This window comes from Streptomyces sp. OfavH-34-F (genome assembly GCF_022347745.1).
In the GTDB taxonomy this organism is placed as follows: domain Bacteria; phylum Actinomycetota; class Actinomycetes; order Streptomycetales; family Streptomycetaceae; genus Streptomyces.
The window spans coordinates 1-24,758 of sequence record NZ_JAKRGC010000032.1 but is presented as its reverse complement, the minus strand read 5'-3'; the positions used below and the strand labels follow the sequence as shown (position 1 = coordinate 24,758).

Genomic DNA, 24,758 nt, shown 5'->3' with positions numbered 1-24,758 from the left:
CCGCCCGGCCCCCCGGCACCCCTGCCCCCCGAAAGGAAGTCATGACCACCGCCCCTGACCACGTCGCCCGATTCACCCTCGATCCGGCGTTCACAGTCGGCGAGGTGAACCCCCGTCTCTTCGGTTCGTTCGTCGAGCACCTGGGCCGTTGCGTCTACACCGGCGTCTTCGAGCCCGGCCACCCCTCCGCGGACGCGGCGGGCCTGCGCACCGACGTCCTCGACCTCGTCCGCGAACTCGGGGTCACGGCCATCCGCTATCCGGGAGGCAACTTCGTCTCCGGATACCGGTGGGAGGACTCCGTCGGCCCCGTCGAGGACCGGCCCCGCCGGCTCGACCTCGCCTGGCGTTCCACCGAGACCAACCGCTTCGGGCTCAGCGAGTTCATGGCGTTCCTGGACAAGATCGGCCCCGAGGCCGAGCCCATGATGGCCGTGAACCTCGGCACCCGGGGCGTGGCCGAGGCCCTCGAACTGCAGGAGTACGCCAACCACCCCGGCGGAACCGCTCTCTCCGATCTGCGGGCCGCCCACGGCGACAAGGAACCCTTCGGCATACGGCTGTGGTGCCTCGGCAACGAGATGGACGGCCCGTGGCAGACCGGCCACAAGACGGCACAGGAGTACGGCCGGCTGGCGGCCGAGACGGCGCGCGCCATGCGCCAGATGGACCCGGACCTCGAACTCGTCGCATGCGGCTCGTCGAGCCAGGCCATGCCCACCTTCGCGTCCTGGGAGGCGAAGGTCCTGGAGGAGACGTACGACTTCGTCGACTACATCTCCCTGCACGCCTACTACGAGGAGAAGGACGGCGACCGCGCCTCCTTCCTCGCCTCCGCCGTGGACATGGAGTCGTTCATCGAGAACGTGGTCGCCACCTGCGACCACATCGGCGCCCGCCTGAAGTCCAAGAAGAAGATCAACCTCTCCTTCGACGAGTGGAACGTCTGGTACCAGAGCCGCTTCGAGGCGGAGGCCGCCGAGAACCCGCTCGACTGGCCGGAGGCCCCCCGCCTCCTGGAGGACAGCTACTCGGTCACCGACGCCGTCGTCTTCGGCTCGCTGGTCATCGCCCTGCTCCGGCACGCCGACCGCGTCACGGTCGCCTGTCTCGCCCAGCTGGTCAACGTCATCGCCCCGATCATGACCGAACCCGGCGGCCCGGCCTGGCGGCAGACCACCTTCTACCCCTTCGCCCACGCCGCTCGCCACGGCCGCGGCGAGGTCCTCGACGTACGCGTGGACTCGCCCACGTACCCCACCGCCGTCCACGGCGACGTGCCGCTGCTGCAGGCCACCGCGGTACGGGATCCGCAGAGCGGAGCGGTCACGGTCTTCGCCGTCAACCGCTCGCAGGACCAGCCCCTGCCGCTGCGCGTCGAGCTGGGCCGCATGGACCTCGGCCGGATCGTCGAGCACACCGTCCTCGCCGACGCGGACCCGGACGCCCGCAACACCCTCGAGGAGCCGGACCGCGTCACGCCGCACCCGGGGGAGGGAGCCGTCCTGGCCGGCACCGCGCTGAGCGTCACCCTCGAACCGCTGTCCTGGACCATGATCCGCCTGGCCTGACGGGCCGCCCCCGCAGGAACGCTGCCTTCGGGCGGCTCCCCCGGAGGGCGGCCGACAGGCGCCCTCCGCCGTACCCCGGAAAGACGAGCCGCGATGCAATCACCCCATCCCAGCCGGCGCCGTGTCCTGGCCGGCTCCCTGAGTACCCTCGCCACGGTCGGCGCCCTCGCGTCCACCGCGAGCTGCGCCGCGCCGTCGGCCGCCGCGTCCGGCCGCACCGGGCTCAGATTCTGGCATCTGTTCGGCGGCGGCGACGGCGTCAACATGCAGACGATGCTGGACGCCTTCCGCACCGCCCATCCGGACATCGACCTGGAAGCCACCACGCTCCAGTGGGGCGCTCCCTACTACACCAAGCTCGGTATGGCGGGCGCCGGAGGCCGCGCGCCGGAGGTCGCCGCGCTCCACATGGCCCGGCTGGCCGGGTTCGGCCCCGGACGACTCCTCGACCCGTTCGACCCCGACCTCCTCGCCGAGGCGGGCATCCGCCCGGCGGACTTCCCCGAGGACCTGTGGCGACGCGGGCACATCGGCGGCCGCCAGTACGCCGTCCCTCTCGACACCCACCCCGTCGTGCTCTACTACCAGACCGACATCTGCCGCAAGGCCGGCCTGATGGACGGGAAGCGTCTCAAGCCCATCAAGGGAACGGCGGAGTTCACCGAGGCCCTGCGCGCCGCCAAGAAGGTCACCGGCACGGCCCCCCTCGTCACCGAGACCCTCGGCCCGGACTGCATCACCCCCTGGCGCCTCTTCTCCACCTTCTACTCCCAGACCGGCGGCACCGTCCTCACCTCCGACGGCAAGGGCCTGGCCCTCGACGACGCCAAGGCCCTGCGGGTACTCGAGTACATGGCCGCACTCGTGGACGAAGGGCTGTGGAGGCGCCGCGCCGACTACGGGGCCGCCGTCGGCATCTTCAACCAGGGGCGGACCGCGTTCCAGCTCAACGGCGACTGGGAGGTCACCACCTTCCGAACGGGAGGGATACCGTTCTCGATGGCCCGCGTCCCCGCGCTGTTCGGGCAGCGGGCGACGACGCAGGCCGACTCCCACGCCTTCGTCCTGCCGCACCAGCGCGGGCGCGACATCGAGACGGACCGGGCCGCCTACGCCTTCGTCGCCTGGATGCTGAAGAACTCCGTCGAGTGGGCGGCGGGCGGCCACGTACCCGCGTACCGGCCCATCCTCTCGGATCCCGCCTACCTCGCGCTCGACCCGCAGTCGGCCTACCGCGACGTGATCGACGACGTCGTGCTCGACGAACCGGCCTGGTTCGCCGGCTCCGCCTCCCGGATGTGGATCGAACTCGGCGAGGTCTTCTCGACGCTGCTCACCGGGTCGCGCTCCCCCCGCCAGGCGCTCTCCGAGGCGAAGCACCGGCTCGGACTTCTCCTCGGCACCCGCAACCCCCTTCCCGGAGTCGCGTCATGACCACGCTCACCCCCTCCGCCCCGGCCCCCTCGGCCCCAGGCACGGGCCACGACGCCGTCACGGCACCGTCCCGGACCGTCCGCAGGAAGTGGACCGAGCATGGTCTCGTCTTCGTGGCCCCCTTCCTGATCGTCTACGGTCTCTTTCTCGTCTGGCCCCTGATCAGCGGCCTCGGGATGAGCCTGACCAGCGAGAACATCACCGGCACCGAAGCGGAGTTCGTCGGCCTGGACAACTACGCGGAGGCGCTGGCCGACCCGCAGATGTGGTCCTCGCTGTGGAACACCGTCTGGTTCACCGTGCTCTCCACCGTCCCCCTCGTACTGGTCGGACTCGTCCTCGCCCTGCTCGCCCACCAACTGCGGGTCGTGCAGTGGCTCTGGCGGATCAGCTGGTTCGCGCCCTTCCTGCTGCCCTCCGGCGTCGTCTGCATGCTGTTCGCGCAGATGATCTTCCCGCCGGGATTCGGGCTCGCCGACCAGCTGCTCGCCTCCGCCGGACTGGAACCCGGCATCGGCTGGCTGAGCGACGAGCGCTACGCGATGCTCTCCATCATCCTGACCACCGTGTGGTGGACGGTCGGGTTCAACTTCCTGCTCTACCTCGCGGCGCTCCAGGCCGTACCGCAGCACCTGTACGAGGCGGCCGAGCTCGACGGCGCCGGCGCGTGGCGACGACTGCTCCACATCACCCTGCCGCTCCTGCGGCGCACCACCGGCCTCGTGCTCGTCCTCCAGGTGCTCGCCTCGCTCAAGATCTTCGATCAGGTCTACCTGATGACGGGCGGAGGACCCGACGACTCCACCCGGCCCATCCTGCAGTACGTCTATCAACAGGGCTTCACCGGCTACCGGATCGGCTACGCGTCCGCCGTCTCCTACATCTTCTTCGCCCTCATCCTGATCGTCTCCCTGGTCCAGCCCGTGCTGGCCCGGCGCAAAGAGGAGGCCGGCGCATGAGCCTCGCCACCGTCCGTGACCGCACCACCCGATCGACCGGCCCCACGAGCCGCCGGCCCCGCTGGACCGCGGGCAGGATCTCGCTGCTCGCCGTGGCACTCGTTCTGGCCGCCGCCTGGCTGCTGCCCCTGCTCTGGGCCGTCGCCACCTCGCTCAAACCGGAAGGGGAGACGACCAAGACACCGCTGGAGTGGATCGGCTCGCGGATCACCTTCGAGGCGTACGCCAAGGTGTGGGAGTCGGGTGACCTGCTGCGGTGGACGGTGAACTCCGTCATCGTCTCCGGCATCACCACCGTGCTCACCGTCCTCCTGTGCGCCATGGCCGCCTACGGCTTCACCCGGACCACGTTCCGGGGCCGCAAGCTCCTGTACGGCCTCGTCCTCGCCGGGATCATGGTGCCGCCCCAGGTCCTCATCGCACCGCTGTTCACCCAGATGGTCCGGATGGGGCTCGTGGACACCTACTGGGGAGTGATCCTTCCCCAGGTCGCCGTGCCCGCCATGGTGTTCATCCTGGTGAAGTTCTTCGAAGGGGTGCCCAGAGAGCTGGAGGAGGCCGCCTTCGTCGACGGCGCCGGGCGCTGGCGGGTCTTCTGGACGATCGTCATGCCGCTGTCCCGGCCGGTCCTCGCGGCGGTCGCGATCTTCACGTTCATCTCGACGTGGAACAACTTCCTGTGGCCGTTCCTCGTGACCACGGACCCCCAGGCCATGACCCTCCCGGTCGGACTGGTCACCGTCCAGTCCGGCTTCGGGGTCCGGTACGCCCAGATCATGGCTTCCGTGGTCATCGCGGGCCTGCCCCTGCTGCTCGTCTTCGCCCTGTTCCAGCGGCAGATCGTGCGGGGCATCGCCCACACGGGTCTGGCCGGCCAGTGAGCCCGCGGCGGTGCTCGGACGGCGGTCCGGCGGCCGCCGCGTCCACGCCCCGATCGACCCCGGGCATCTCCGGCACCGCGAACGCCGGGCGGCCCCGGTCCCGGGGCCGAGAACGAGACCACCGATGTGCCACGGGCATCCGCGGCCAAGAGGGACGGAGGGCCGCGGGGCCCTCCGCAGAGGACGAACATGAGTGACACCACCACCAACTGGGCGGGGAACATCACCTTCGGCGCGGAACGGCTCAGGGCCCCCGCCTCGGTCGGGGAACTGCAGGAGCTGGTGGCCGGTTCCCGTGCCGTGCGTGCCCTGGGAACGGGCCATTCCTTCAACGCGATCGCCGACACCACCGGGGACCTGGTGTCCACGGCCGGCCTGCCCCGCGTGCTCGACATCGACACGCGGGCCGGTACCGCCACCGTGAGCGGCGGAACCCGGTTCGGGGAGATCACCGGCCTGCTCCACGAGTCGGGGCTCGCCCTGCACAACCTCGGCTCGCTGCCCCACATCTCCGTCGCCGGTGCCTGTGCGACCGGTACGCACGGGTCGGGAGACGGCAACGGCACCCTCGCCTCGGCCGTACGGGCCGTCACCTACGTCTCGGCCTCCGGCGATCTGGTGACGACGGAGCGGGGCGACGAACACTTCGACGGCTCCGTGGTCGCCCTCGGCGCTCTCGGCGTGGTCACTACGCTGACCCTGGACCTGGTGCCGGCCTTCGACGTCCGGCAGTGGGTCTACGAGGACCTGCCGGTCACCGCCCTGCGCGGCGCCTTCGACGAGGTGATGTCCGCCGCCTACAGCGTCAGCCTCTTCACCCGGTGGAGAGGAGATCTGATCGACCAGGTGTGGCTGAAGCGGCGCGCGGATGCCCCGGGGACCGCGGACGAGCCGTCGCGGTGGCTCGGTGCCGTCCGCGCCGACGGCCCGCGACACCCCGTCCCCGGCATGCCTGCCGACTCCTGTACCCCGCAGCTGGGGCTGCCGGGCCCCTCCCCGTTCCGGCTGCCGCACTTCAGGCTGGAGCACACCCCGAGCAGCGGCGACGAACTGCAGTCGGAGTACTTCGTCGCCCGTGAGGACGCCGTCGCGGCGTTCGACGCCCTGCACGCCGTCCGGGACGCCTTCGCCCCCCATCTGCAAGTGGGGGAGATCCGGAGCGTGGCCGCGGACAGCCAATGGCTCAGCCCGGCCCACCGACGCGACTCCGTGGCCTTCCACTTCACCTGGCTGCCGGACACCGCCGCCGTGCTGAAGGCCCTGCACGTGATCGAGGACGCCCTCGCCCCCGTCGCGGCTCGGCCGCACTGGGGCAAGCTCTTCGTCACGCCACCCGAGGCCCTGCGCGGTCTCTACCCCCAGTACGACCGTTTCGAGCACCTGACGGCGCACGTCGACCCGACGGGCAAGTTCCGTAACGACTTCCTCGCCCGCTACTTCCCGCGCTGAACCGCCCACGGAAAACGGCCGGACAGACCCCGGGTCTCGGCCGGCGCCCCGTCCGCGACCCCGTGCTCCGCCATGAGCGCGCGGAACTGCTGCTGCTCGTACGGGGTTCCGGCGGGAGGCCGGCGACGTGCCGTCATCCGTATCCAGTGCCGCATCAGACAGGGCTCGCCCTGTCGGTATCCCTGCCCGGGCCAGGGCGGAGACCTTCGTGATACGTTCCTGCCGCCGTGCACTACTGCGAATTGAGGAGGTGAGACCGATCAACGCTTTGACAGGTCGGGCCTTCCTCCTTCGCATGGCCTAGGGAGCGCCCGCAGAGGCATCCCGAAAGGCATGAACCGCTATGCGCTTCATATCTGAGGCGTCGTCCGACGGCGTCCGCGAACAGCTCTTCACCCTCGGCGACATTCCTGGCGTCCTGTGGACGCCAGAAGGTGCCGTCGCCACTCGTCCCCTCGTCTTGATGGGACACGGTGGCGGTCAGCACAAGAAGGCCCCTGACGTCCTGGCTCGTGCACGCCGCTTCGTGACCGAATGCGGTTTCGCGGTCGTGGCGGTCGACGTGCCCGCCCATGGCGACCGGCCGAAGGTCGAGGAGTACGACCGGATCGCGACCGAGAACCAGGCTCGGGTGGAAGCCGGCGAAGAGTTGGCCCCGCTGATCGCCGGCTTCCAGGCACTCGTGGCCCGCCGGACCGTGCCGGAATGGCGAGCGGTCCTGGACGCGGTTCAGCAACTCGAGCACGTAGGCACCGGCCCGGTGGGCTACTGGGGGGTCTCGCTGGGATGTGGACTCGGTGTTCCCTTCGTCGCTGCCGAACCACGAGTCCGCGCGGCGGTACTGGGCTTGGGCGGAGTGCCGGCGTCGGCCGAGGCCGCCGCCCGGATCACCGTCCCGGTGGAGTTCTTGGTGCAGTGGGACGACGAGCGGGTGCCACGGGTTCAGAGCTTGGCCCTGTTCGACGCCTTGGCCTCGGCCGAGAAAACGTTGCACGCCAACCCCGGCAAGCACGGCGAGATCCCGGCATTCGAGCTGGAGAGCACGCTGCGATTCTTCGCCCGACACCTCGGCTGACACCGCCGCCTGCAGTCCGCGACGCGCCGGTCGGGGACCGGATCCCGACCGGCACTGTTGTGAGTCGTCGTGCGCTGTCCTCACACCACCGAGTCGTGTCGAGTTGCCGCTGGCTGCCGGCAATTCACCTGCGTCGACGTGGCGAATGCGCCTCGCGAGAGGGGAAGGAGTTGGCGGGAAGTCGGAGGTGTCGAGGGGTGCTCGGAAGTACTTCTGGCCACCGCCTTTCGGCACATCGGTCGAGGGTGGAGTGCCTTCGGGAGAATTCTTGATGGCCGAAGTCCGCGTGGACCCGGAGAAACCGAACGTGCGCTCGGCCGCCCCGGCAATGCGGCAGGCCTATGGACCATCGCGTGACGGCCGGCGACGAGGGGTGTTTTGCCGCTGTCGAAGGGACCGTTCAGCCAGGTGATCATGTGGCTCCCGTGGTCCTGGTGGCTGTGTCGGTGGGCCTGGTCGGGGCTGGGAGGTGTCCGTTGCGGCCGGGCCACTGGAACACCAGCCGGTAGACGCCTTGTCCAGGACGTCTCCGGCGGGGAGTTGATGGGCGGGGGTGCCTGTCGGGTGGGCGGTCAGGACGGGATCCGCATGCTCGTTGTTGTCCTCGGCGCGGATGTGGCGGTGCCAGGCGTGGACCGTGGCCGCGAGCTGCTCGGCGAGCTGTGGGCCCTGTTCGCCGAAGGCGTGCACGACCCACTCCCATGCACGGTCCTGCGGGTCTTCGCCGTGCCGGGTCTGGACGTGGGTCAGGTAGGCGAGCGAGGCGTCGCCGAGGACGGCGGGCGCGTCCCGGCCCTTCGGGATGACCGTGACCCCGGGATCTTGGTGGGCGTGCAGCCGGCAGAAGCCGGGCAGCGTGGTGGCCGCGTACAGCTGCAGGGATCCGAAGTAGGCGTTCGCCCCCATCGTGATGCCCGTGGCGATCTCGTGCCGGGGACCGTCCAGTGCCTTCCGCACGCCGTGGGTTCCGGCCGGGGCGCCCTCGTCGAAGCGGATGCTGAGCGCCCCGTCGAGAAGGGGTACGACGGGGGCGGTGCGGGCCCGCTGCCCCTGGTCGCGGACGAAACCGCAGTACGTGAAGTGACGGGCGTGCAGGACCTCGCCGCGCCGCTCGAAGGTCACGGACCTGGTGTAGCCGCCCATCTCCAGCGGCAGCACGAGGCGCCCTCCGTCGGACAGTTGCTCGACCCAGGCAGGGCTGATGTCCCAGCAGTTGTAGGTGATCAGGGTGGCGTCGAAGCCGCCGCGTGGCACGAGGTGGGCGGGGGCGCCGAGCGCCGCATCGGCCTCGACGACGGTGACGCGCCCGCTGCCGGCCTCCGTGAGGAAGGCACGGGAGCGGCGTACGACCCACGGGTCGATGTCCGCGCTCACCACCCGCCCTTCGGCTCCGGCGACGTGGGCGATCAGCTCGGCGTTGTAGCCACCGGACCCCGCCTCGAACACGAGCGCGCCCGGGTCGAGGCGCAGTTGCTCGATCATGTCGGCCTGCAGCCAGGCCGCGGAGACGGAACTGATCGCCGTCCCGGTCTCATCGCGGCGCGTGACGACCGCCCGGTCACCGCCGTCGTACGCCACCGCCAGGCCCGCTTCCGGGACGTAGCGGTGCCGGGGCACGGATTCCAGCGCCTCGCGTACGGCAGCGGACGGGGCCCAGCCGCCCTCGATCACCGTCCGGGCCATCGCCCGGCGCAGCCGTACGGCTTCGGCCGGCTCGCCCGGAACAGGCGGCCGCTCGACGGCGAGCGGGTAGGAGACGACCGGCGGCAGGTCCGGGATGACGCCCGGCCATACGGCATCCAACGCCTGGGCGGCAGGGACGAAGATGTCGCCGACACAGGCCAGGGCGTGCAGGTCGTAGAACTCCCAGCCGTGGAACTTGTCCGGCTCCGGGTTGGCCGGGCTGCCCGTCCACGCGGTGATGCGGACGACGGCGGTGAGCCGGGGGACACCGTGGCTGTCGTCGACGAGCATCGTCACCACGTACGCGTCCGCCGGCTCCGCGACCAGGCCCGTTTCCTCGGCGAGCTCGCGGACCGCCGCAGCGGCGAAGTCCTCCGGGCCCTGGGTCTTGCCGCCGGGCAGTTCGAGCATGCCGCGGCGGGAGCGGCCGAGCAGGACCCGGCCGGCGTCGTCGGTGACGACCGCGAGGGCACCGGTCAGGGCATGGGCGGTGGGCGGCCGTTTCTCGACGGCCCTCGTCCCGGTGGGGCAGGGGCCGCGCAGGACCAGGACGGCCAAGCCGTGCGCGTGCAGGCGCTCCACCGTCGCCCATCCGGCGGTGAGCACGGCGATCTCCTCTTCGTCCAAGGCGATGCCGCGCCGCTCCTCGGGCGTGCTCTCCGCCATCGGGGTGATGACGACCAAAGCGCCACCGTCCCGCAGCCGCTCACCCAGCCCGCGCAGGACACGTCCCCGGTCCCGCACGAACGCCCACACCAGGCGGAGCGTGATCAGGTCGTACCCCTCCTCGTGCAGCGGGGCGGGGTCGTCGCGCTCGATGTCCAGACGCAGCCAGCGCACGCCCTCGACACCGGCGTGCTCCTCGCGGGCCCGGGCGAGCGCACTGTTGGCGAAGTCGACGGCGTCCACGGTGTAGCCGAGCAGGGCGAGGCAGGCGGCCAACTCGCCGGTGCCGCAGCCCACGTCGAGCGCGCGGCCACCGCCCGGAGCGGGGGCGTGCTCGGCGAGGATCTCCCGCTCCCGCTCACCGACCGGCCGGAACCCCCGGCCCTCGCTGAAGTGCTGCTCCCACTCGGTGCGGGCTGTGTACGTCACCGTGCTGCTCCTCGTACGTAGGCAGAGCCGGGCCGGCGTTCGACGGGCTCGCGATGGGATGGGATGGGCTGTGCCGTTGGAGATGCCTGAGACGCGCCGTCCGGAACGGACAGGACCGTGCAGGCGTCCGCCGTGGCGTCGGACAGGCTCACAGGGTCTTGGTCGCGTGCTCGGCCGGGCAAGGGGCTGCGGGGCGGTGGGGGCACCGGCGCGAGCGGAGGCAGCACCCACTGCAGGGCGCGCCGGCCGGTGCCGGAGAAGACGTGCTGCGGACCACCGTGTTCCGGGACGGTCACCCGGTACGTGTCGGGCCGTCCGGACAGGACCCAGCGGGCGTGCACGTCCTCCAGGTCTGCCCAGACGTCACGGGGGCCGTGGACGCGGACGGTCGCCTCGCCGGGCCCGGCGACCGCCCAGGAGTCCTCGCCGGGAGCGACGATCGTCATCGTCCCGGCCTGGAAGTCGCGGACGAGCCCGGGCGCCAGATACGCGGCCGCCAGCCAGAAGCCGTACGCGTCGTCCGGCGGCAGCGCGAACCGGGTCCGGCGCGGCAGACCCGGGTCGGCCTTGATCCCGGGCCGCATCGGCACCGCGTCGAGCCACCGGTAGCCGAGCATGGGCCGGTAGCCTCGCGGTCGCCCCCGCAGCACCGCCTCGATCCCGCCGGCGCCGGTGCGGGTGGCCAGAAGCTGTCCGGGCCAGCTGGGCGTGCGGGTCACGAGCGTCGTGAGCAGCCGGCCACCGGGCGCGAGCTGGTCCATCCACGCCTCGGGCACCCGGGGGACGCCGATGCCGGAGTGGATCCGGTCGTACGGCGCCCGCGCCGCCCACCCGTCGAGCGCGTCGCCCACGGCGACGGCCGCGCCGACGCCCAGCCGCTCCAGGTTCCGCTGGGCGAAGGCGGCCATGTGCCCGTCCCGCTCCACCCCGCTGCAGAGCCCGGGGCCGGTGACGGCGGCGGCGAGCGCCAGGGAGACGCCGGGCCCGCTGCCGAGCTCCAGATACCGCTGCCCGGGGCCGAGTTCGAGGGCTTGGAGAGCTTCGACGGTGGCGGGGAGGTACGTGGACATGGACGTCATGTGTCCGCCGGTCACCGGCCCGCGGGCCAGCGCGTCGAGTCCCTGGCCGTCACGCTGGAGCAGGACCGACTCGCCGCTGTGGATCAGGTCGAGCCACTCCTGACGATCCTCGGGATGGGAACCGTCGAGGAGGCGCCAGTCGATCGGATGCGTACCCGGGCCGCTGACCCGCACATACGCGTGGGGGAGCAGGACCTCGCGCGGCAGGCGCAGCAGTGCCTCGCGCAGCAGCACGTCGCTCAGAACACCGTCCGTCGAGAGCTGGTCAACCATGCGGGAGCGGGCGCCGTACGCGCCCTGCGATGCGGAGCCGGTCACTGGCCCCACCCCAGCTCGCTGTACGCCCGGCCGGCCGTGATGCCCTCGATCGCGGTCCGCGCGTAGGGGACGATCGGGTCGGGCAGGTCCTTGGCGCTCCACCACTGCCAGGCCACGCACTTGTCCGGCTCCCTCAGTTCCGGAACGCCCTCCCACGTCCGGGCGCGGAAGAACAGATTGATCCGGGGCTGGGCACCTGGCCGGTTGACGAGGTGGACGGTGTGCACCAACTCGACGTCCGCCGGGTTGATCACGAGCCCGGCCTCTTCGTACGCCTCCCGCACGAGACAGGCGGTTGCCGATTCCGCCTCGCAGTGGCCCGCGAGCAGGTGCCAGGTGCGGCCCGCGAAGGCCGAGTCCGGGTGGCGCAGCCCCAGCATGACCTGGCCGTCGCGTTCCAGGTAGAGGTGGACGCCGACCACGTGCGGAACGGTCCCCGGCGGCGGCCCGGCCGGTGCGGTCGCGGGAGGATGCTCGGCGGCGTGCCGTTGCAGGAGTTTCCGGGTCGAGGACAGCATCGTCATGTACGGGAACTTCTCCGGGTGCATCCAGGCGACCATCACGCCCTCGGTGAGCGGCAGACGGGCCGGATCTCCGTTCCACCGGCCGGTGAACACCTGAACCGGGACGCTCATCCCGTCCATGCCGGTGACCCACTCGACCGCGTACGGCTCCAGGCCGGCGACCGTGAGGTCGGCCTCCTCGCGCAACTCCCTGCGGACGGTGTCGAGGAGGGTCCGGTCCTGCGGTTCCCGGCCGCCACCGAGGAGCGACCAGCGTCCCGGCTCCCAGATCCACGGCTTGTTGGCGTCCCTCAGGTGCAGCAGGTACCGGCCGTGGCCGTCGTGGACGATCGCGGACGCGTTCACCGGTTCCGGCCGCCCGTCGAGACCATGTGCCTCGGCGGCCAGCAGCTTGGCCCGCAGCGTCGGGGACCGCACGTCGGCGTACGGGAGCCACTGGGCTCCGCTGACTTCCTCGTCCCGCAGGGTGAGCGCAGGCGGTTGCTCGGCGGCGAGGTAGAACGCGAAGCGGACGTCGAAGTGCTGGTGCGTGGGCTCACCTTTGGCCGGGTTCGCGTCGATGTCATGCACGTCCACATCGATCGGCTCGCCGAGGAACTGCGGGGTCAGGCACAGGTCGCCGGGGCGCAGCCCAGCCTCTTCGCACACCTCGCGCACGGCCGCGGCCAGGAGCGCACGGTCACCCGCCTCGACGTGGCCGCCGGGGCAGAGGAGTAACCCTGTCACCCGGTGGCCGATGTGGAGCACCCGGCGGTCGCGGTCGATGACCACGGCGCTGCAGGTCACGTGGCCGGGCATCGTGGCGCGGCTGGACGGTTCCTCAGCGCTGTCGAGGAGAGCAAGCAGCCCTTCGAGGGAGGGGCGTTCCTCGGCATGCCGGCTGAGGTAGGTCTCGATGGTCACTCGGATATCGGAGGGGGAAGGCAGCACGTGATCACCTCGGGACGTGGGGGACGGAAGGGAGGGGTGGGGAGGGAGCGGTGCAGCAGGCGCTGACGAGGGAGGACACGACGTCGCCCAGAAGTGCCCGGTCCCGGGCGCGTCGAAGGGCGGCGGGCCGGCGCGAGGGTGTGCGGGGCCGGGCCTCACGCCGCCTCCCCGGCCTCGGCGCGGTAGCCGGCGGCCTGGAGGGTGAACATGGCGGCGTACTCGCCGCCGAGGTCCATCAGCTCCTGGTGGGTGCCGCTCTCGGTGATGCGGCCGGCGTCGAACACGAAGATGCGGTCGCAGGCGACGACGCTGGCCAGCCGGTGCGAGATCAGCACCGTGATCCTGTCAGGGCGCGGACTGTCCCGCAGGACCGCTTCGTACACGGCGTGCTCGGCGCGGGGGTCCATGCTGGCGGTCGGTTCGTCCAGGAGCAGGACGGGGGCGTTCTTGTACAGGCCGCGGGCGACGGCGATCTTCGCCCACTGGCCGGCGGACAGTTCCTGACCGCCGCGGAACCGCTTGGACAGCAGCGCCTCCCACCGGCCGGGCAGTGCGGCGATGACCTGCTCGGCGCCGGAGGCCCGCGCGGCGTCCAGGGCCCGGCGCGGGTCGGCCTCGGTGAGTGTGCCCCGCGAGACCGTCAGGTTGGCCAGCGCGCTGAACGGGAACCGCACCGGGTCCTGGAGCACGCAGCCCACCCGGGCGTGCAGCGATTCGGCGTCCATGTCCAGCACGTTCACGCCGTCCCAGGCGACCGTGCCCCCGTCCTGGGGCTCGTACAGGCCCGCGAGGAGCCGGGCGCAGGTGGACTTGCCGCTGCCGTTGACGCCGACGAACGCGACCGTCTGCCCGGCGTGCAGCGTCAAGGAGATACCGTCCAGCGCCGGGGTGTCCTTCCCCGGGTAGGTGAAGGACACGTCCTCCAGCGCGATGGTCTTCACGTTCTCGGGGGCGGGCAGCCCGCCGCGCCGCGGCTGGAGGGTGCGGCAGCGTTTCTGGAAGGCGAGCAGGTCGTCCACCCACATGGCGTGTTCGTAGACCAGGTGCGAAACCTCGACGAGCCGGGTCAGCGAGGACTGGGCGGCCTGGATGGCCAGGACCGCACCCGCCCCGGCGGCCAGCGGCAGCCAGCCCGCGATCAGCATGGCGCCGAGCGCCGTGTACGTGATGCCGGTGCCGATCCCGCCGACGGCCCGGCCCGCCAGGGCCAGCCGGGCCGAGCCCACGCCCAGCCGGGTGTCCTCCTCGGCGATCCGCGTCGTCAGACGCCGGTGCTCGTCCAGCAGCGCGCCCTGCGCGGTGTCCGAGCGGAGTTCGGCGGCGGCGTCCCGCTCCAGCAGCAGCCAGGAGAAGACCCGCACCCTGCGCTGCAGCGTGTTCCACCGCTTGAAGCTGTGGAAGCGCGCCCGGGCGGCCCGTACGGCGGCTGCGCCGACCGGCAGCACGGACAGCAGGAGCAGCGGCAGCAGGGCCGGGTGGAGGACGCCCAGGACGCCGGCGGTGCCCACGAGCCCGAGCAGTGCGGCGGCCAGGGAGACGACCTGGCCGACGATCTGCCGGGCGTAGAACAGGCCGCGGTCGTTGGCCCGGTACGCCTCGTCGTGCCAGTCCGCGTCGTCGACGACCTCCAGCCGCACATGGGCGGTCAGGGTGAGGAACTCGCACTCCAGAGCGGTGCGGATCTTCGGGGTCACCCGGGCCTCCGCGACGGCGACGCCCGCCTCCAGGAGGGCCCGAGCGGCCAGAAGGCCGACGACGACCAGGAGTTGGGGGACGGCCGCGCGCACCCGGTCCGGGGTCGGCCCCTCGGCGAACAGCTCCCGCAGGACGGCGACCGAGGCCATCAGCCCGAACGCCGTCATCGCGGCCGACGCCATCTGCAGGATCACGACCGAGAGGGTCGCGGCCCGGTCCGCTGCCCAGGCCAGCCGACCGATCCGCTGCACGATCCGGGGGAGACGCGCGAGGATCTGCCCCACCGTGGCCTTGGACGCGGCGCCGTCGTACACGGTCCAGTACGCCTCCTCCAGACCGTCCGCGATGTCTCCGTCGTGCGGCCCGCCGGGCACAGCGGCGGGCGGCAGCGGAAGCTCCGCCTCGCGCGGGCCAGGCACCGCACCCCGGCGGATGCCGTCTGCGTCACTGCCGCCGCTCATGCCCCCCACCTCGTATCCCGTCGTGCTGAACGGTGCGCGAAGAGGTCGGACGGGCGGGTTCCGGAGGGCGGTGTGGTGAGCGGAACCCGCCGTCGCTGTTCGAATCCGGAGCGATTAGCGGGGGCGGGAGCGGTGTTCATGGTGTCCTCCGTCTGGGCCGGCGGTTGGTACTGGTGCTCTAAGAACGCGCCGAACCCAAAGCCGTAACGGCCACGGACGGGTGAATGTCTCGAACGTGCTGGCGATTTTCGCGTTTCGGGCAAGGGCCGCCTGCCTGGTCGCTTTTGAATCCACACGTTCGAGTGGTTGGACGTGCAGCGACGGCCGCCCGCTGAACGGTGCGGTAAGTCACGCCGAGCTCGCGCTGGACCGACCGTCGGCTGTGGCCGGCGGCCAGCAGCGCGTGGACAGCGGCGTGCTCGGCGCGGGTACGGTCAGGTCAGTCGTCACGCGGCGTACGCGCTTCGCGGAAAGCGCCAGAACCCGATCTCGTGAACAAAGCCGGTTCAGCCTGGCCTTGGCGCACGGCGACGTGGTGCCTGCCCGGGCAACGACGTGCCGGGGTCAGCGCCGCAGCCGGCCCTCCCGGGCAGGGAGGGGAGCGCCGGCCGCATGGGTACGGAGCAGGTCGACGAAGGGCTCCACCAGCGGAGCGGTACCGGCGGCGGGCAGCAGCACGCCGTAGTCCAGCGTCGGCGCGTCACTGAAGGGGACGAAGGTGATGCCCGGTCGAGCGTGGTACTCCGCGGCCCGCGCCGCCACGATCGACGCTCCGAACCCGGCGGCGACCATCACGGGGATCTCGTACCAGGAGGAGCAGGAGGGACCTCGCGGGATGGAGCGGCCCATGGGGGTGCGCTGAGGGAAGTGGGTCTCGACAGCGGCCTTCGATCGGATGGTGTCCAGCTCCAGCCGGATCATCGGCACGTCGGCCAGGTCTTCCAGAGACACCGTCGAGGCGCGGGCCAGCGGATGGTCGGCGGGCAGCATCAGGGCCTTGGGCTCACGAAAGAGCACTGGTCCGGTGACGATGCCGGGTTCGAGCACGGGGAACTCCGCGATCTGCGCGTGGACCTCGCCGCGCTGGAGCGAGCCGTAGGGATCGGTGAACGGGATCTCCCTGGCCCGCACGGACCAGCCGGAGTACTGGGACCGGAACGCGTCGCCCGCCCGCAGCAGCAGTTCGGCGCACCAGGGGGTCGTATAGCCGATGCGCAGCTCCCCTTCCATGGCCCGCCCCTGGACGGTGGCCCGTTCCAGGGCACTGCGGATGCGCTGGTGCGCCGGCAGCAGCTCGTCGCGGAGCTCCTCGCCGAGCGCGGTGAGACGCACGGTGCGGGACGTGCGCTCGAACAGCGGGGAGCCGATGCGGCGTTCCTGCTTCTTGATGACGTGGCTCACTCGGGACGGGGTGACGTGGAGGCGTTCGGCGGTGCGGCCGAAGTGCAGCTCCTCCGCCAGAGTCAGGAAAATCTCGATTTCGCGCAGCTCCATCGCCCGTCCCACCACCCCTTCCTGACGTGAACCTAATGGTCGACGGTGTGTTGACACAACGCGCATCGATGCACCGACGGGCAACGGTGTCTTGTCGATCCGGCTGTTGATGGCCCTTCGGCCACGGGTGAGAGTGATTCCGGCCAGGGTGCCGCGGGCCGGATCGGGCCGGATCGGGCCGGATCGGGCCGCGCGGCGCGCCCGTCACGGTCGCCGGTCTTTCCTCTGCGCCGCTGAAGGTCGGTGCGGTGCAGCAACCGGCTCTGTACCCGCGTGTCGCACGATCCCCCTCACCCCAAGGAGCTTTTGGATGGGCCAGAACACCGGCGGTTTCAACAAGGCCGGGCTGCAGCGCGTACGCGACGTGCTGGCCCGGCACGTCGATTCCGGCAAGATCCCCGGCCTGGTGGCGCTGTTCAGCCGGGGCGACGAGACGCACGTCGAGACGATCGGCACGATGCGCCACGAGGGCGGCGAGCCGATGCGCCGGGACACGCTCTTCCGCATGGCCTCCACGTCCAAGCCGGTCTCGATCGCGGCCGCGATGGTCCTGCTCGACGAGTGCCGGCTGCGCCTGGACGACACAGTGCGCGAGTGGTTGCCCGAGCTCGCCGACCGGCAGGTGCTCAAGCGGATCGACAGCCCCGTCGACGACACCGTCCCCGCGCGACGGCCCATCACCGTACGGGACGTGCTGACCTCCACGTTCGGACTCGGCATGGATATGACGGTGCTCGGCACGCCCATCATGAGTGCGCTCTTCGAGCAGGGGATCACGCCCAACCTGCCGACACCGATGCCGGAGCCGGACGAGTGGATGCGCCGGCTGGGCGAACTGCCGCTGATGTACCAACCGGGCGAACGCTGGCAGTATCAGATCGCCAGCGACCTGGTCGGCGTGCTCGTCGAACGCGTCACGGGCCAGTCGTACGGTTCCTTCCTGAACGAGCGCGTCTTCGGGCCGCTCGGTATGAAGGACACCGGTTTCCATGTGCCCGCCGACCAGATGCACCGGCTGCCCCCGCTGTACGCCCCGGACCCGGAGAGCGGCGAGTTCCACGTGTGGGACGAGGCCGAAGGCGGACGCCACAGCGCCCCGCCGTCGTTCCCGAGCGGCGGTGCGGGCCTGACCTCGACGGCCGACGACTATCACGCGTACTTCCGCATGCTGCTGAACGGCGGCACACACGGCAGCGAGCGGATCCTGTCCCGGCAGGCCGTCGAGTTGATGACCACCAACCGCCTCACTCCGGAGCAGCTGGCCGCCCGGACCAAACTGGCCCTGGACAACGTCCACATCTCATTCGGGCAGGGACAGCAAGGTGGCTGGGGCCTCGGGATGGCCGTGCGCACCTACCGCGGCGACTACGCGCCCGCAGGCCAGTTCGGCTGGGACGGCGGCGCGGGCACCTCCACGTACGCGGACCCGGTCACCGGTCTCACAGGAATCCTGCTCACCCAGGTCGGCACGACCCTCCCTGCCCCGGTCCAGGTGATGAACGACTTCTGGACCACTCTCTATCAGGCGATCGACGACTGACTGATCGCTTCGGAATGATCTAGGGAGGCGTCGGAGCCCAGACCGTCCCGCCGTGGCCCCAGAAGGTGTCCTGACCGGGACCTTCCATCGGGTGCAGGCCGAGTCCGTGTGCGTCAGCCGGTGGTCGTCGAGGCTGTCGGGCCCGGTGGTGGAGAGGTCGGGGAACGCCTTGAGGACGGAGAGGCGTACGGGAGGTACTCGGCCAGGCCGCTGGTGTGGGTGAGCAGCGTCCGGACGGTGATCGCCGTGCCTCGTGCGCCGGGTACCAGCTTCGGCAGGTACCCGCCGATCGGCGCGTCGAGGTCGATCTGGCCGTTCTCGACCTGACACAGCACTGTGGTGGCGGTGAAGCTCTTGGTGCGACGGGCTCCTAGCCCGCGATCACTCTGGGTTACTATGCTCACTTCGTGCCGGAGGACGGCAGCAGGGGGCGCGGCGCCATCGACGGTCTGCCCGGGAAGCGCGGGGATCGGCTTGCCGGCCGGGACTCCCCGGGTCCCCCCAGCGCTGTCGACGCGTGTTCCCGGCCTCTGCGCCCCGGACAAGGCTTCCGTGGGTTGCAAGGTTGAAGAGATGGGTGGCCTGGGAAAATGTTGCAAGAGGTCGTAGCGACCCGCTACGTCACGCCCCTGCGTGAAGGCGGGTCGCTCCCCGGGATCGTCGAGGCCGACGATCTGGGTACGTACGTCATGAAGTTCACCGGGGCCGGACAGGGGCGCAAGACCCTCGTCGCCGAGGTGATCTGCGGGGAACTCGGGAGGCGGCTCGGGCTGCGGGTGCCCGCGCTGGTGCGGATGCAGCTCGATCCCGTCATCGGGCTCGCCGAGCCGGACCAGGAAGTGCAGGAACTGCTCAAGGCCAGCGGCGGGCTCAACCTCGGGATGGACTTCCTGCCCGGCTCCCTCGGGTTCGACGCCCTGGCCTACGAGGTGGACCCCGGCGAGGCCGGGCGGGTCGTCTGGTTCGACGCGCTGATCAACAACGTCGACCGTTCCTGGCGCAACCCCAACATGCTCGTCTGGCACGGCGACCTCTGGCTCATCGACCACGGCGCCACCATGATCTGGCACCACAACTGGCCCGCCGCCCAGGCCTCCGCCGCCAAGCCCTACAACGCCTCCGACCACGCCCTCGCGCCCTTCGGGCCCGACATCGCGTCGGCCGCCGCCGCGCTCGCCCCGAAGGTCACGCCCGAACTGCTCGCCGAGGTCACCGCCGACGTACCCGACGAGTGGCTGGTGGACGAGCCGGGCTTCGACTCGGCGGACCAGCTGCGCCGGGCCTACGCCGACGCGCTGCTCGCGCGGGCCGCCACCATCCACGAGCGGATCGTCATGGACGCACCCACCCCCGACAAACCCTCCCAGGCCCCCGGCTGGATCACCGAGCGCCTGGCCCCGCGGCCCCGCAAGGACGACGGCAAGGGCGGCCCGGCATGAGCGAGCGCGATGTCTTCGAGTACGCGCCGCTGCGCGTCGTGCCCCGCGTCCAGCGCGGGGAGTGCTTCAACGCCGGGGTGGTCGTCTACTGCCGCGCCAAGGGCTTCGTCGCCGCCCGCACCGAACTGGACGAGGTGAAGCTCCGGGCGCTCGACCCCGGCGCCGACGTCACCGGGGTCCGCGCCGCGCTGCACGCCGTCGAGGGCGTCTGCCGCGGCGGTACGGACGCGGGCCAGGCCGCCGGGGACGACGCCGGACGCCGCTTCCGCTGGCTCATCGCCCCCCGCTCCACCGTCGTACAGCCCGGACCGGTGCACAGCGGACTGACCGCCGACCCCGAGGCCGAGGTGGAGCGGCTGCTCGACCTGCTGGTCCGCTGACCGCGCACCGGCTGACGGGGGCCGGCCGGAGTGTGACATGCGCCGCTGCGCCCGTGTGCCGTTGACACCGGGTGCCAGGGCTTCTAGCGTCTCGACTGCTGAAGGTACTAAGCGGTTGCTCAGTCATCGGGCCGGTTCCCGCCGGGAGCGCCCGACGTCCGCTGAGCCGCTATCCAAGGGCGAGGAGAGCCAAGCATGTCGACCAGCGAGCAGCGCGTAGCCATCGTGACCGGAGCGGCCCGCGGCATCGGCGCCGCCACCGCCGTACGGCTGGCGGCCGAGGGCCGCGCGGTCGCCGTCCTCGACCTGGACGAGGCGGCCTGCAAGGACACCGTCGAGAAGATCACCGCCGCCGGGGGCACGGCGCTCGCGGTCGGCTGCGACGTGTCGGACGCCGCCCAGGTGGAGGCCGCCGTCGCACGGGTCGCCGCCGAGCTGGGCGCGCCCACCATCCTCGTCAACAACGCGGGTGTCCTCCGCGACAACCTGCTCTTCAAGATGAGCGAGTCCGACTGGGACACCGTGATGAACGTGCACCTCAAGGGCGCGTTCCTGATGGCCAAGGCCGTCCAGAAGCACATGGTGGACGCCAAGTGGGGCCGCATCGTGTCGCTCTCCTCCTCCTCGGCGCTCGGCAACCGCGGCCAGGCCAACTACGCGGCGGTCAAGGCGGGCCTCCAGGGCTTCACCAAGACCCTCGCCAAGGAACTCGGCAAGTTCGGCATCACCGCCAACGCCGTCGCGCCCGGCTTCATCGTCACCGAGATGACCGCGCAGACCGCCGCGCGCGTCGGCATGGGCTTCGAGGAGTTCCAGGCCGCCGCCGCCACCCAGATCCCCGTCCAGCGCGTCGGCGTCCCCGAGGACATCGCCAACGCCATCGCCTTCTTCACGGGCGACGCTGCCGGCTTCGTCTCCGGCCAGGTCATGTACGTCGCCGGCGGACCGCTCAACTGACCCGAAGGGCTGCGTACATCATGACTGTGCAGGACAGCGGCAAGGTCGCGCTGATCACCGGCGCGAGCCGGGGCATCGGCTACGGCATCGCGCAGGCGTTCGTCGAGCGCGGCGACCGGGTGTGCATCACCGGGCGCAACGAGGACGCCCTCAAGGAGGCCGTCGAGGCGCTCGGCTCGGACCGGGTGATCGGCGTCGCGGGCAAGGCGCACGACGAGGCGCACCAGGCGGTGGCCGTCGCCCGCACGATGGAGGCGTTCGGCCGGGTGGACTTCCTGGTCAACAACGCCGGCACCAACCCGGTCTTCGGGCCGATCGCGGAACTCGACCTGAACGTCGCCCGCAAGGTCTTCGAGACGAACGTGGTCTCGGCGCTCGGCTTCGCCCAGCAGACCTGGAAGGCGTGGCAGAAGGAGAACGGCGGGGCGATCGTCAACATCGCCTCGATCGCCGGCGTCTCCGCCTCCCCCTTCATCGGCGCGTACGGCATGAGCAAGGCGGCCATGGTCAACCTGACCCTCCAGCTGGCGCACGAGTTCGCGCCGGTCGTCCGGGTCAACTCGATCGCGCCCGCCGTCGTCAAGACCCGGTTCGCGCAGGCCCTGTACGAGGGCCGCGAGGCGGAGGCGGCGGCCTCCTATCCGATGGGCCGGCTGGGCGTGCCGGAGGACATCGGCGGCGCCGCCGCCTTCCTCACCTCCAGCCAGTCCGGCTGGATCACGGGCCAGACCCTCGTGGTCGACGGCGGCATCTTCCTCAATGCCGGAGTGGGCTGACACGCCCTGGGCCGATATGGCCCTGAATGCCTCAAGCGCCCTGCCGGGCCTGCGGGTTGACCTGGCGGGGCGCTGCGGTATGGTCTGCCGACCCATGGCTGATCGAGGAGCGTGCACGTGTTCTACCGGGCCAGACTGCAGGCCGCTGCAGCCCTTGTGTCCCTGTCCTTGCTGGCCGGTTGCGGGCTCCTGCCCGGCGATGCCTCGGACGTGGATCAGAAGCTCGTCGTCGGGTCGACGAGCGAGCCCTCGACCCTGGATCCGGCGGCGGCGTGGGACGGCTCCTGGGAGCTGATGCGCAACGTGTTCCAGACCCTGGTCAGCTTCCCCACCGGCAGTACGAAGCCCGAGCCGGACGCCGCCGAGGAGTGCCGGTTCACCGACCGCACCAGCACCGCCTACCGCTGCCGGCTCCGCCCGGGGCTGAAGTTCTCCAACGGCGACAAGCTGGACGCCGAGGCCGTCAAGTACTCCATCGACCGGATCACGCAGATCGGCCTCAAGGGCGGCCCGGTGGGCATGCTCGGCTCGCTCGACCGGGTGGAGACCAAGGGCGACGACGTCGTCATCTTCAACCTGAAGAAGCCCGACGCCACCTTCCCGTTCGTGCTGGCCACCCCGGCCATGTCCCTGGTCGCGCCGAGCGCGTACTCGAAGAACAAGCTCCGCTCCGACGGCAAGGTCACCGGCTCCGGCCCGTACCTGCTGGACGCCTACAAGCAGGGCGACCGCTCCGAACTGGTCAGGAACCCCGACTACAAGGGCTTCGCCGACCGCAAGAACGACGCCGTGACCATCCGGTACTTCAAGGAGTCCGGGGCCATGGTCGCGGCCCTCAAGGACAACCGGATCGACGCCACCTACCGCGGCCTGTCCGCCGCGGACGTCGTCGACATCGAGGACAAGGCCGGTAAGGACGATCTCCAGATCGTCGAATCGGTCGGCGCCGACATCCGCTTCCTGGTCTTCAACCCGGCCGACCCGGCCGCCGGGAAGCCGGCCGTGCGGCGGGCGATAGCCCAGCTGGTGGACCGGGACGCGCTCGTCGCCAAGGTCTACCGGGGCACGGCCGAACCGCTGTACTCGATGGTCCCCAAGGGCATCGCCGGGCACACCACCGCCTTCTTCGACACCTTCGGCGACCCCAGCAAGGACAAGGCCCGCGAGATCCTGGCCGACGCGGGCATCACCACCCCCGTCGCCATGACGTTCTGGTACACCACCGACCGCTACGGCTCGTCCACGGCCCCCGAGTTCGCCGAGCTGAAGCGCCAGCTGGAGGCATCCGGCCTCTTCCGCATCACCCTGAAGGGCAGGCCCTGGAAGACCTTCCAGGAGGGCTTCAACCAGGGGGAGTACCCGGTCTTCGGCCGCGGCTGGTTCCCGGACTTCCCGGACCCGGACAACTTCATCGCCCCGTTCGTCGGCAAGAACAGCGTCACGGGCACGCCCTACCTCAAGGACGAGATCACCAAGGAGCTGCTGCCGCGGTCCCGCAAGCTGAGCGACCGGGGCACGGTCGGCAAGGAGTTCGAGCGGGCCCAGGAGATCCTGGTGGACGACGTACGGCTGCTGCCGCTGTGGCAGGGCAAGCTCTACGTGGCCGCCGGCGAGGACATCGGCGGCGGCGAGCGGGCGCTCGACCCGCAGACCGTCATGCAGATGTGGGAGCTGTACCGCAAGGCCAGCTGGTAGGAGCGCGCGCGGGCGGGCCGGTGCGTCCCGCTCGCGGACCGCGTTGTCAGTGGCGCCCGGTAGGTTCTGGAACCAAGAACGGATTGCTTACCGGAGGTTGTTCACGTGACCGACACCGACCTGCTGCCCGAGTCCTGGCGCGGCGTCCTCGGCGAAGAGCTGCAGAAGCCCTACTTCAAGGAGCTCACCGAGTTCGTCGAGGAGGAGCGGTCCGCCGGACCGGTCTACCCGCCCCGGGAGCAGGTGTTCGCGGCCCTGGAGGCGACCCCGTTCGACCAGGTGAAGGTCCTGATCCTCGGCCAGGACCCCTACCACGGCGAGGGCCAGGGCCACGGCCTGTGCTTCTCCGTGCGGCCCGGCGTCAAGGTTCCCCCCTCCCTGCGCAACATCTACAAGGAGATGAACCAGGAGCTGGGCCTGCCCGTCCCGGACAACGGCTACCTCATGCCGTGGGCCGAGCAGGGCGTCCTCCTGCTCAACGCGGTGCTGACCGTCCGCGCCGGCGAGGCCAACTCGCACAAGGGCAAGGGCTGGGAGAAGGTCACCGACGCCGTGATCCGGGCCGTGTCCGACCGCCCCGACCCGGCGGTCTTCGTGCTCTGGGGCAACTACGCGCAGAAGAAGCTCCCGCTGATCGACACGGAGCGCCACGCCGTGGTGAAGGGGGCGCACCCCTCCCCGCTGTCGGCGAAGAAGTTCTTCGGCTCCCGGCCCTTCACCCAGATAAACGAGGCCGTCGCCCGGCAGGGCCACCAGCCCATCGACTGGCGCATCCCCGACCTCGGCTGACCCCCGAGCCTCCCCGCGCCCGCCCGCCCCGGCGGTTAGCGTCGGAAGCCGGACCGGCCGCCGGACGCGGGCGGACGGGCGCGAGGGAGGCTGTGGTGACAGAGCAGCGGGAGACGGCGGAGGACCTCTTCACGACCAGGATCGGCCAGGCGGTCATGCTGCTGCACGGCGGCGACCGGGAGGAGGCCCGCAACCGCTTCGCCGCACTCTGGTCCGAGATCGGCGACGGGGGCGACCCCCTGCACCGCTGCACGCTGGCCCACTACCTGGCCGATACGCAGGACGACCCGGCCGACGAGCTGGCCTGGGACCTGCGGGCCCTCACCGCCGCCCACGCGCTGCCCGACGCCCAGGCGGTACGGGCCTTCTACCCGTCGCTGCACCTCAGTCTCGCCGCCGACTACGTGAAGCTCCGCCGCCCGGCGGCCGCCCGCGACCATCTGGAACGGGCGCGGGCGGCCTCGGCGGTGCTCGCCGACGACGGCACGGACGACGGCTACGGGGGAGGCGTGCGGGCGGAGATCGACCGGCTGG

Annotated in this window: 19 protein-coding genes and 1 pseudogene; 14 read left to right on the top strand and 6 right to left on the bottom strand. The window is 71.2% G+C overall.

Annotated features, from left to right (window positions below):
• The first annotated feature begins 41 nt into the window (after window positions 1-41).
• From MHW47_RS08420 to MHW47_RS08395, 6 genes are all read left to right on the top strand, one after another.
• Window positions 42-1,571, top strand: coding sequence for an alpha-N-arabinofuranosidase (locus MHW47_RS08420; RefSeq protein ID WP_239222003.1), 1,530 nt, complete (start codon window positions 42-44; stop codon window positions 1,569-1,571).
• Window positions 1,572-1,664: 93 nt separating this feature from the next.
• Window positions 1,665-3,005 carry an extracellular solute-binding protein gene (locus tag MHW47_RS08415; protein WP_239222002.1) on the top strand — a complete coding sequence of 447 codons (1,341 nt, stop codon included), beginning with the start codon at window positions 1,665-1,667 and terminating at the stop codon, window positions 3,003-3,005.
• On the top strand, window positions 3,002-3,964 hold the full coding sequence (locus tag MHW47_RS08410) for a carbohydrate ABC transporter permease (RefSeq protein WP_239222001.1): 963 nt from the start codon (window positions 3,002-3,004) through the stop codon (window positions 3,962-3,964). The genes MHW47_RS08415 and MHW47_RS08410 overlap by 4 nt, the downstream gene beginning before the upstream one ends.
• A complete protein-coding gene (locus MHW47_RS08405; protein ID WP_239222000.1) occupies window positions 3,961-4,845 on the top strand; it encodes a carbohydrate ABC transporter permease in 885 nt (294 codons plus the stop codon). The genes MHW47_RS08410 and MHW47_RS08405 overlap by 4 nt, the downstream gene beginning before the upstream one ends.
• A gap of 189 nt (window positions 4,846-5,034) precedes the next feature.
• On the top strand, window positions 5,035-6,294 hold the full coding sequence (locus MHW47_RS08400; RefSeq protein ID WP_239221999.1) for a D-arabinono-1,4-lactone oxidase: 1,260 nt from the start codon (window positions 5,035-5,037) through the stop codon (window positions 6,292-6,294).
• Between the two features lie 343 nt (window positions 6,295-6,637).
• Window positions 6,638-7,369: a dienelactone hydrolase family protein gene (locus tag MHW47_RS08395; RefSeq protein ID WP_239221998.1), complete on the top strand. Its 732-nt coding sequence runs from the start codon at window positions 6,638-6,640 to the stop codon at window positions 7,367-7,369.
• Between the two features lie 412 nt (window positions 7,370-7,781).
• Here the strand turns inward: MHW47_RS08395 and fxlM are convergent.
• From fxlM to MHW47_RS08370, 5 genes and pseudogenes are all read right to left on the bottom strand, one after another.
• Window positions 7,782-10,147, bottom strand: a pseudogene (gene fxlM, locus MHW47_RS08390) (methyltransferase, FxLD system).
• Window positions 10,144-11,544, bottom strand: a complete 1,401-nt coding sequence (locus MHW47_RS08385; protein ID WP_239221997.1) for a methyltransferase — start codon at window positions 11,542-11,544, stop codon at window positions 10,144-10,146. The pseudogene fxlM and the gene MHW47_RS08385 overlap by 4 nt, the downstream one beginning before the upstream one ends.
• Complete coding sequence (locus MHW47_RS08380) at window positions 11,541-12,971, bottom strand: NUDIX domain-containing protein (protein ID WP_308381578.1); 1,431 nt, start codon at window positions 12,969-12,971, stop codon at window positions 11,541-11,543. Before MHW47_RS08380 ends, MHW47_RS08385 begins: the two co-directional genes overlap by 4 nt.
• Window positions 12,972-13,153: 182 nt before the next feature.
• Window positions 13,154-15,154, bottom strand: coding sequence for an ABC transporter ATP-binding protein (locus MHW47_RS08375; RefSeq protein ID WP_239221996.1), 2,001 nt, complete (start codon window positions 15,152-15,154; stop codon window positions 13,154-13,156).
• A 564-nt stretch (window positions 15,155-15,718) separates the two neighbouring features.
• On the bottom strand, window positions 15,719-16,648 hold the full coding sequence (locus tag MHW47_RS08370) for a LysR family transcriptional regulator (RefSeq protein ID WP_239221995.1): 930 nt from the start codon (window positions 16,646-16,648) through the stop codon (window positions 15,719-15,721).
• A 310-nt stretch (window positions 16,649-16,958) separates the two neighbouring features.
• Between MHW47_RS08370 and MHW47_RS08365 the strand changes: the two genes are divergently transcribed.
• Complete coding sequence (locus MHW47_RS08365) at window positions 16,959-18,188, top strand: serine hydrolase (protein ID WP_239221994.1); 1,230 nt, start codon at window positions 16,959-16,961, stop codon at window positions 18,186-18,188.
• A gap of 113 nt (window positions 18,189-18,301) precedes the next feature.
• Here MHW47_RS08365 and MHW47_RS08360 read toward each other — a convergent pair whose 3' ends face one another.
• Window positions 18,302-18,523 carry a serine hydrolase gene (locus MHW47_RS08360; protein ID WP_374230067.1) on the bottom strand — a complete coding sequence of 74 codons (222 nt, stop codon included), beginning with the start codon at window positions 18,521-18,523 and terminating at the stop codon, window positions 18,302-18,304.
• 255 nt (window positions 18,524-18,778) lie between these two features.
• On the opposite strand from MHW47_RS08360, the gene MHW47_RS08355 reads away from it, so the two are divergent.
• The 7 genes from MHW47_RS08355 to MHW47_RS08325 form a co-directional block, all read left to right on the top strand.
• Window positions 18,779-19,627 carry a HipA family kinase gene (locus tag MHW47_RS08355; protein WP_239221993.1) on the top strand — a complete coding sequence of 283 codons (849 nt, stop codon included), beginning with the start codon at window positions 18,779-18,781 and terminating at the stop codon, window positions 19,625-19,627.
• Complete coding sequence (locus tag MHW47_RS08350; RefSeq protein WP_239221992.1) at window positions 19,624-20,007, top strand: DUF3037 domain-containing protein; 384 nt, start codon at window positions 19,624-19,626, stop codon at window positions 20,005-20,007. Before MHW47_RS08355 ends, MHW47_RS08350 begins: the two co-directional genes overlap by 4 nt.
• Window positions 20,008-20,202: 195 nt before the next feature.
• Window positions 20,203-20,964 (top strand): 3-oxoacyl-ACP reductase FabG, encoded by a 762-nt coding sequence (gene fabG / locus MHW47_RS08345; RefSeq protein ID WP_239221991.1) that lies wholly within the window; start codon window positions 20,203-20,205, stop codon window positions 20,962-20,964.
• 20 nt (window positions 20,965-20,984) lie between these two features.
• Window positions 20,985-21,740, top strand: coding sequence for an SDR family oxidoreductase (locus tag MHW47_RS08340; protein WP_239221990.1), 756 nt, complete (start codon window positions 20,985-20,987; stop codon window positions 21,738-21,740).
• A gap of 117 nt (window positions 21,741-21,857) precedes the next feature.
• On the top strand, window positions 21,858-23,435 hold the full coding sequence (locus tag MHW47_RS08335; protein ID WP_239222008.1) for an ABC transporter substrate-binding protein: 1,578 nt from the start codon (window positions 21,858-21,860) through the stop codon (window positions 23,433-23,435).
• Between the two features lie 105 nt (window positions 23,436-23,540).
• Entirely contained in the window at window positions 23,541-24,224 is a 684-nt protein-coding gene (locus MHW47_RS08330) for a uracil-DNA glycosylase (protein ID WP_239221989.1), read from the top strand.
• 95 nt (window positions 24,225-24,319) lie between these two features.
• Window positions 24,320-24,758: hypothetical protein (locus tag MHW47_RS08325; protein WP_239221988.1), on the top strand; the 439-nt coding region annotated here is incomplete at its 3' end.

Bases quoted from the DNA above. Each gene is read 5' to 3' on its own strand.
- MHW47_RS08420 (WP_239222003.1), top strand. From the start codon at position 42: ATGACCACCGCCCCTGACCACGTCGCCCGATTCACCCTCGATCCGGCG.
- MHW47_RS08415 (WP_239222002.1), top strand. From the start codon at position 1,665: ATGCAATCACCCCATCCCAGCCGGCGCCGTGTCCTGGCCGGCTCCCTG.
- MHW47_RS08410 (WP_239222001.1), top strand. From the start codon at position 3,002: ATGACCACGCTCACCCCCTCCGCCCCGGCCCCCTCGGCCCCAGGCACG.
- MHW47_RS08405 (WP_239222000.1), top strand. From the start codon at position 3,961: ATGAGCCTCGCCACCGTCCGTGACCGCACCACCCGATCGACCGGCCCC.
- MHW47_RS08400 (WP_239221999.1), top strand. From the start codon at position 5,035: ATGAGTGACACCACCACCAACTGGGCGGGGAACATCACCTTCGGCGCG.
- MHW47_RS08395 (WP_239221998.1), top strand. From the start codon at position 6,638: ATGCGCTTCATATCTGAGGCGTCGTCCGACGGCGTCCGCGAACAGCTC.
- MHW47_RS08375 (WP_239221996.1), bottom strand. From the start codon at position 15,154: ATGAGCGGCGGCAGTGACGCAGACGGCATCCGCCGGGGTGCGGTGCCT.
- MHW47_RS08370 (WP_239221995.1), bottom strand. From the start codon at position 16,648: ATGGAGCTGCGCGAAATCGAGATTTTCCTGACTCTGGCGGAGGAGCTG.
- MHW47_RS08365 (WP_239221994.1), top strand. From the start codon at position 16,959: ATGGGCCAGAACACCGGCGGTTTCAACAAGGCCGGGCTGCAGCGCGTA.
- MHW47_RS08355 (WP_239221993.1), top strand. From the start codon at position 18,779: ATGTTGCAAGAGGTCGTAGCGACCCGCTACGTCACGCCCCTGCGTGAA.
- MHW47_RS08350 (WP_239221992.1), top strand. From the start codon at position 19,624: ATGAGCGAGCGCGATGTCTTCGAGTACGCGCCGCTGCGCGTCGTGCCC.
- fabG (WP_239221991.1), top strand. From the start codon at position 20,203: ATGTCGACCAGCGAGCAGCGCGTAGCCATCGTGACCGGAGCGGCCCGC.
- MHW47_RS08340 (WP_239221990.1), top strand. From the start codon at position 20,985: ATGACTGTGCAGGACAGCGGCAAGGTCGCGCTGATCACCGGCGCGAGC.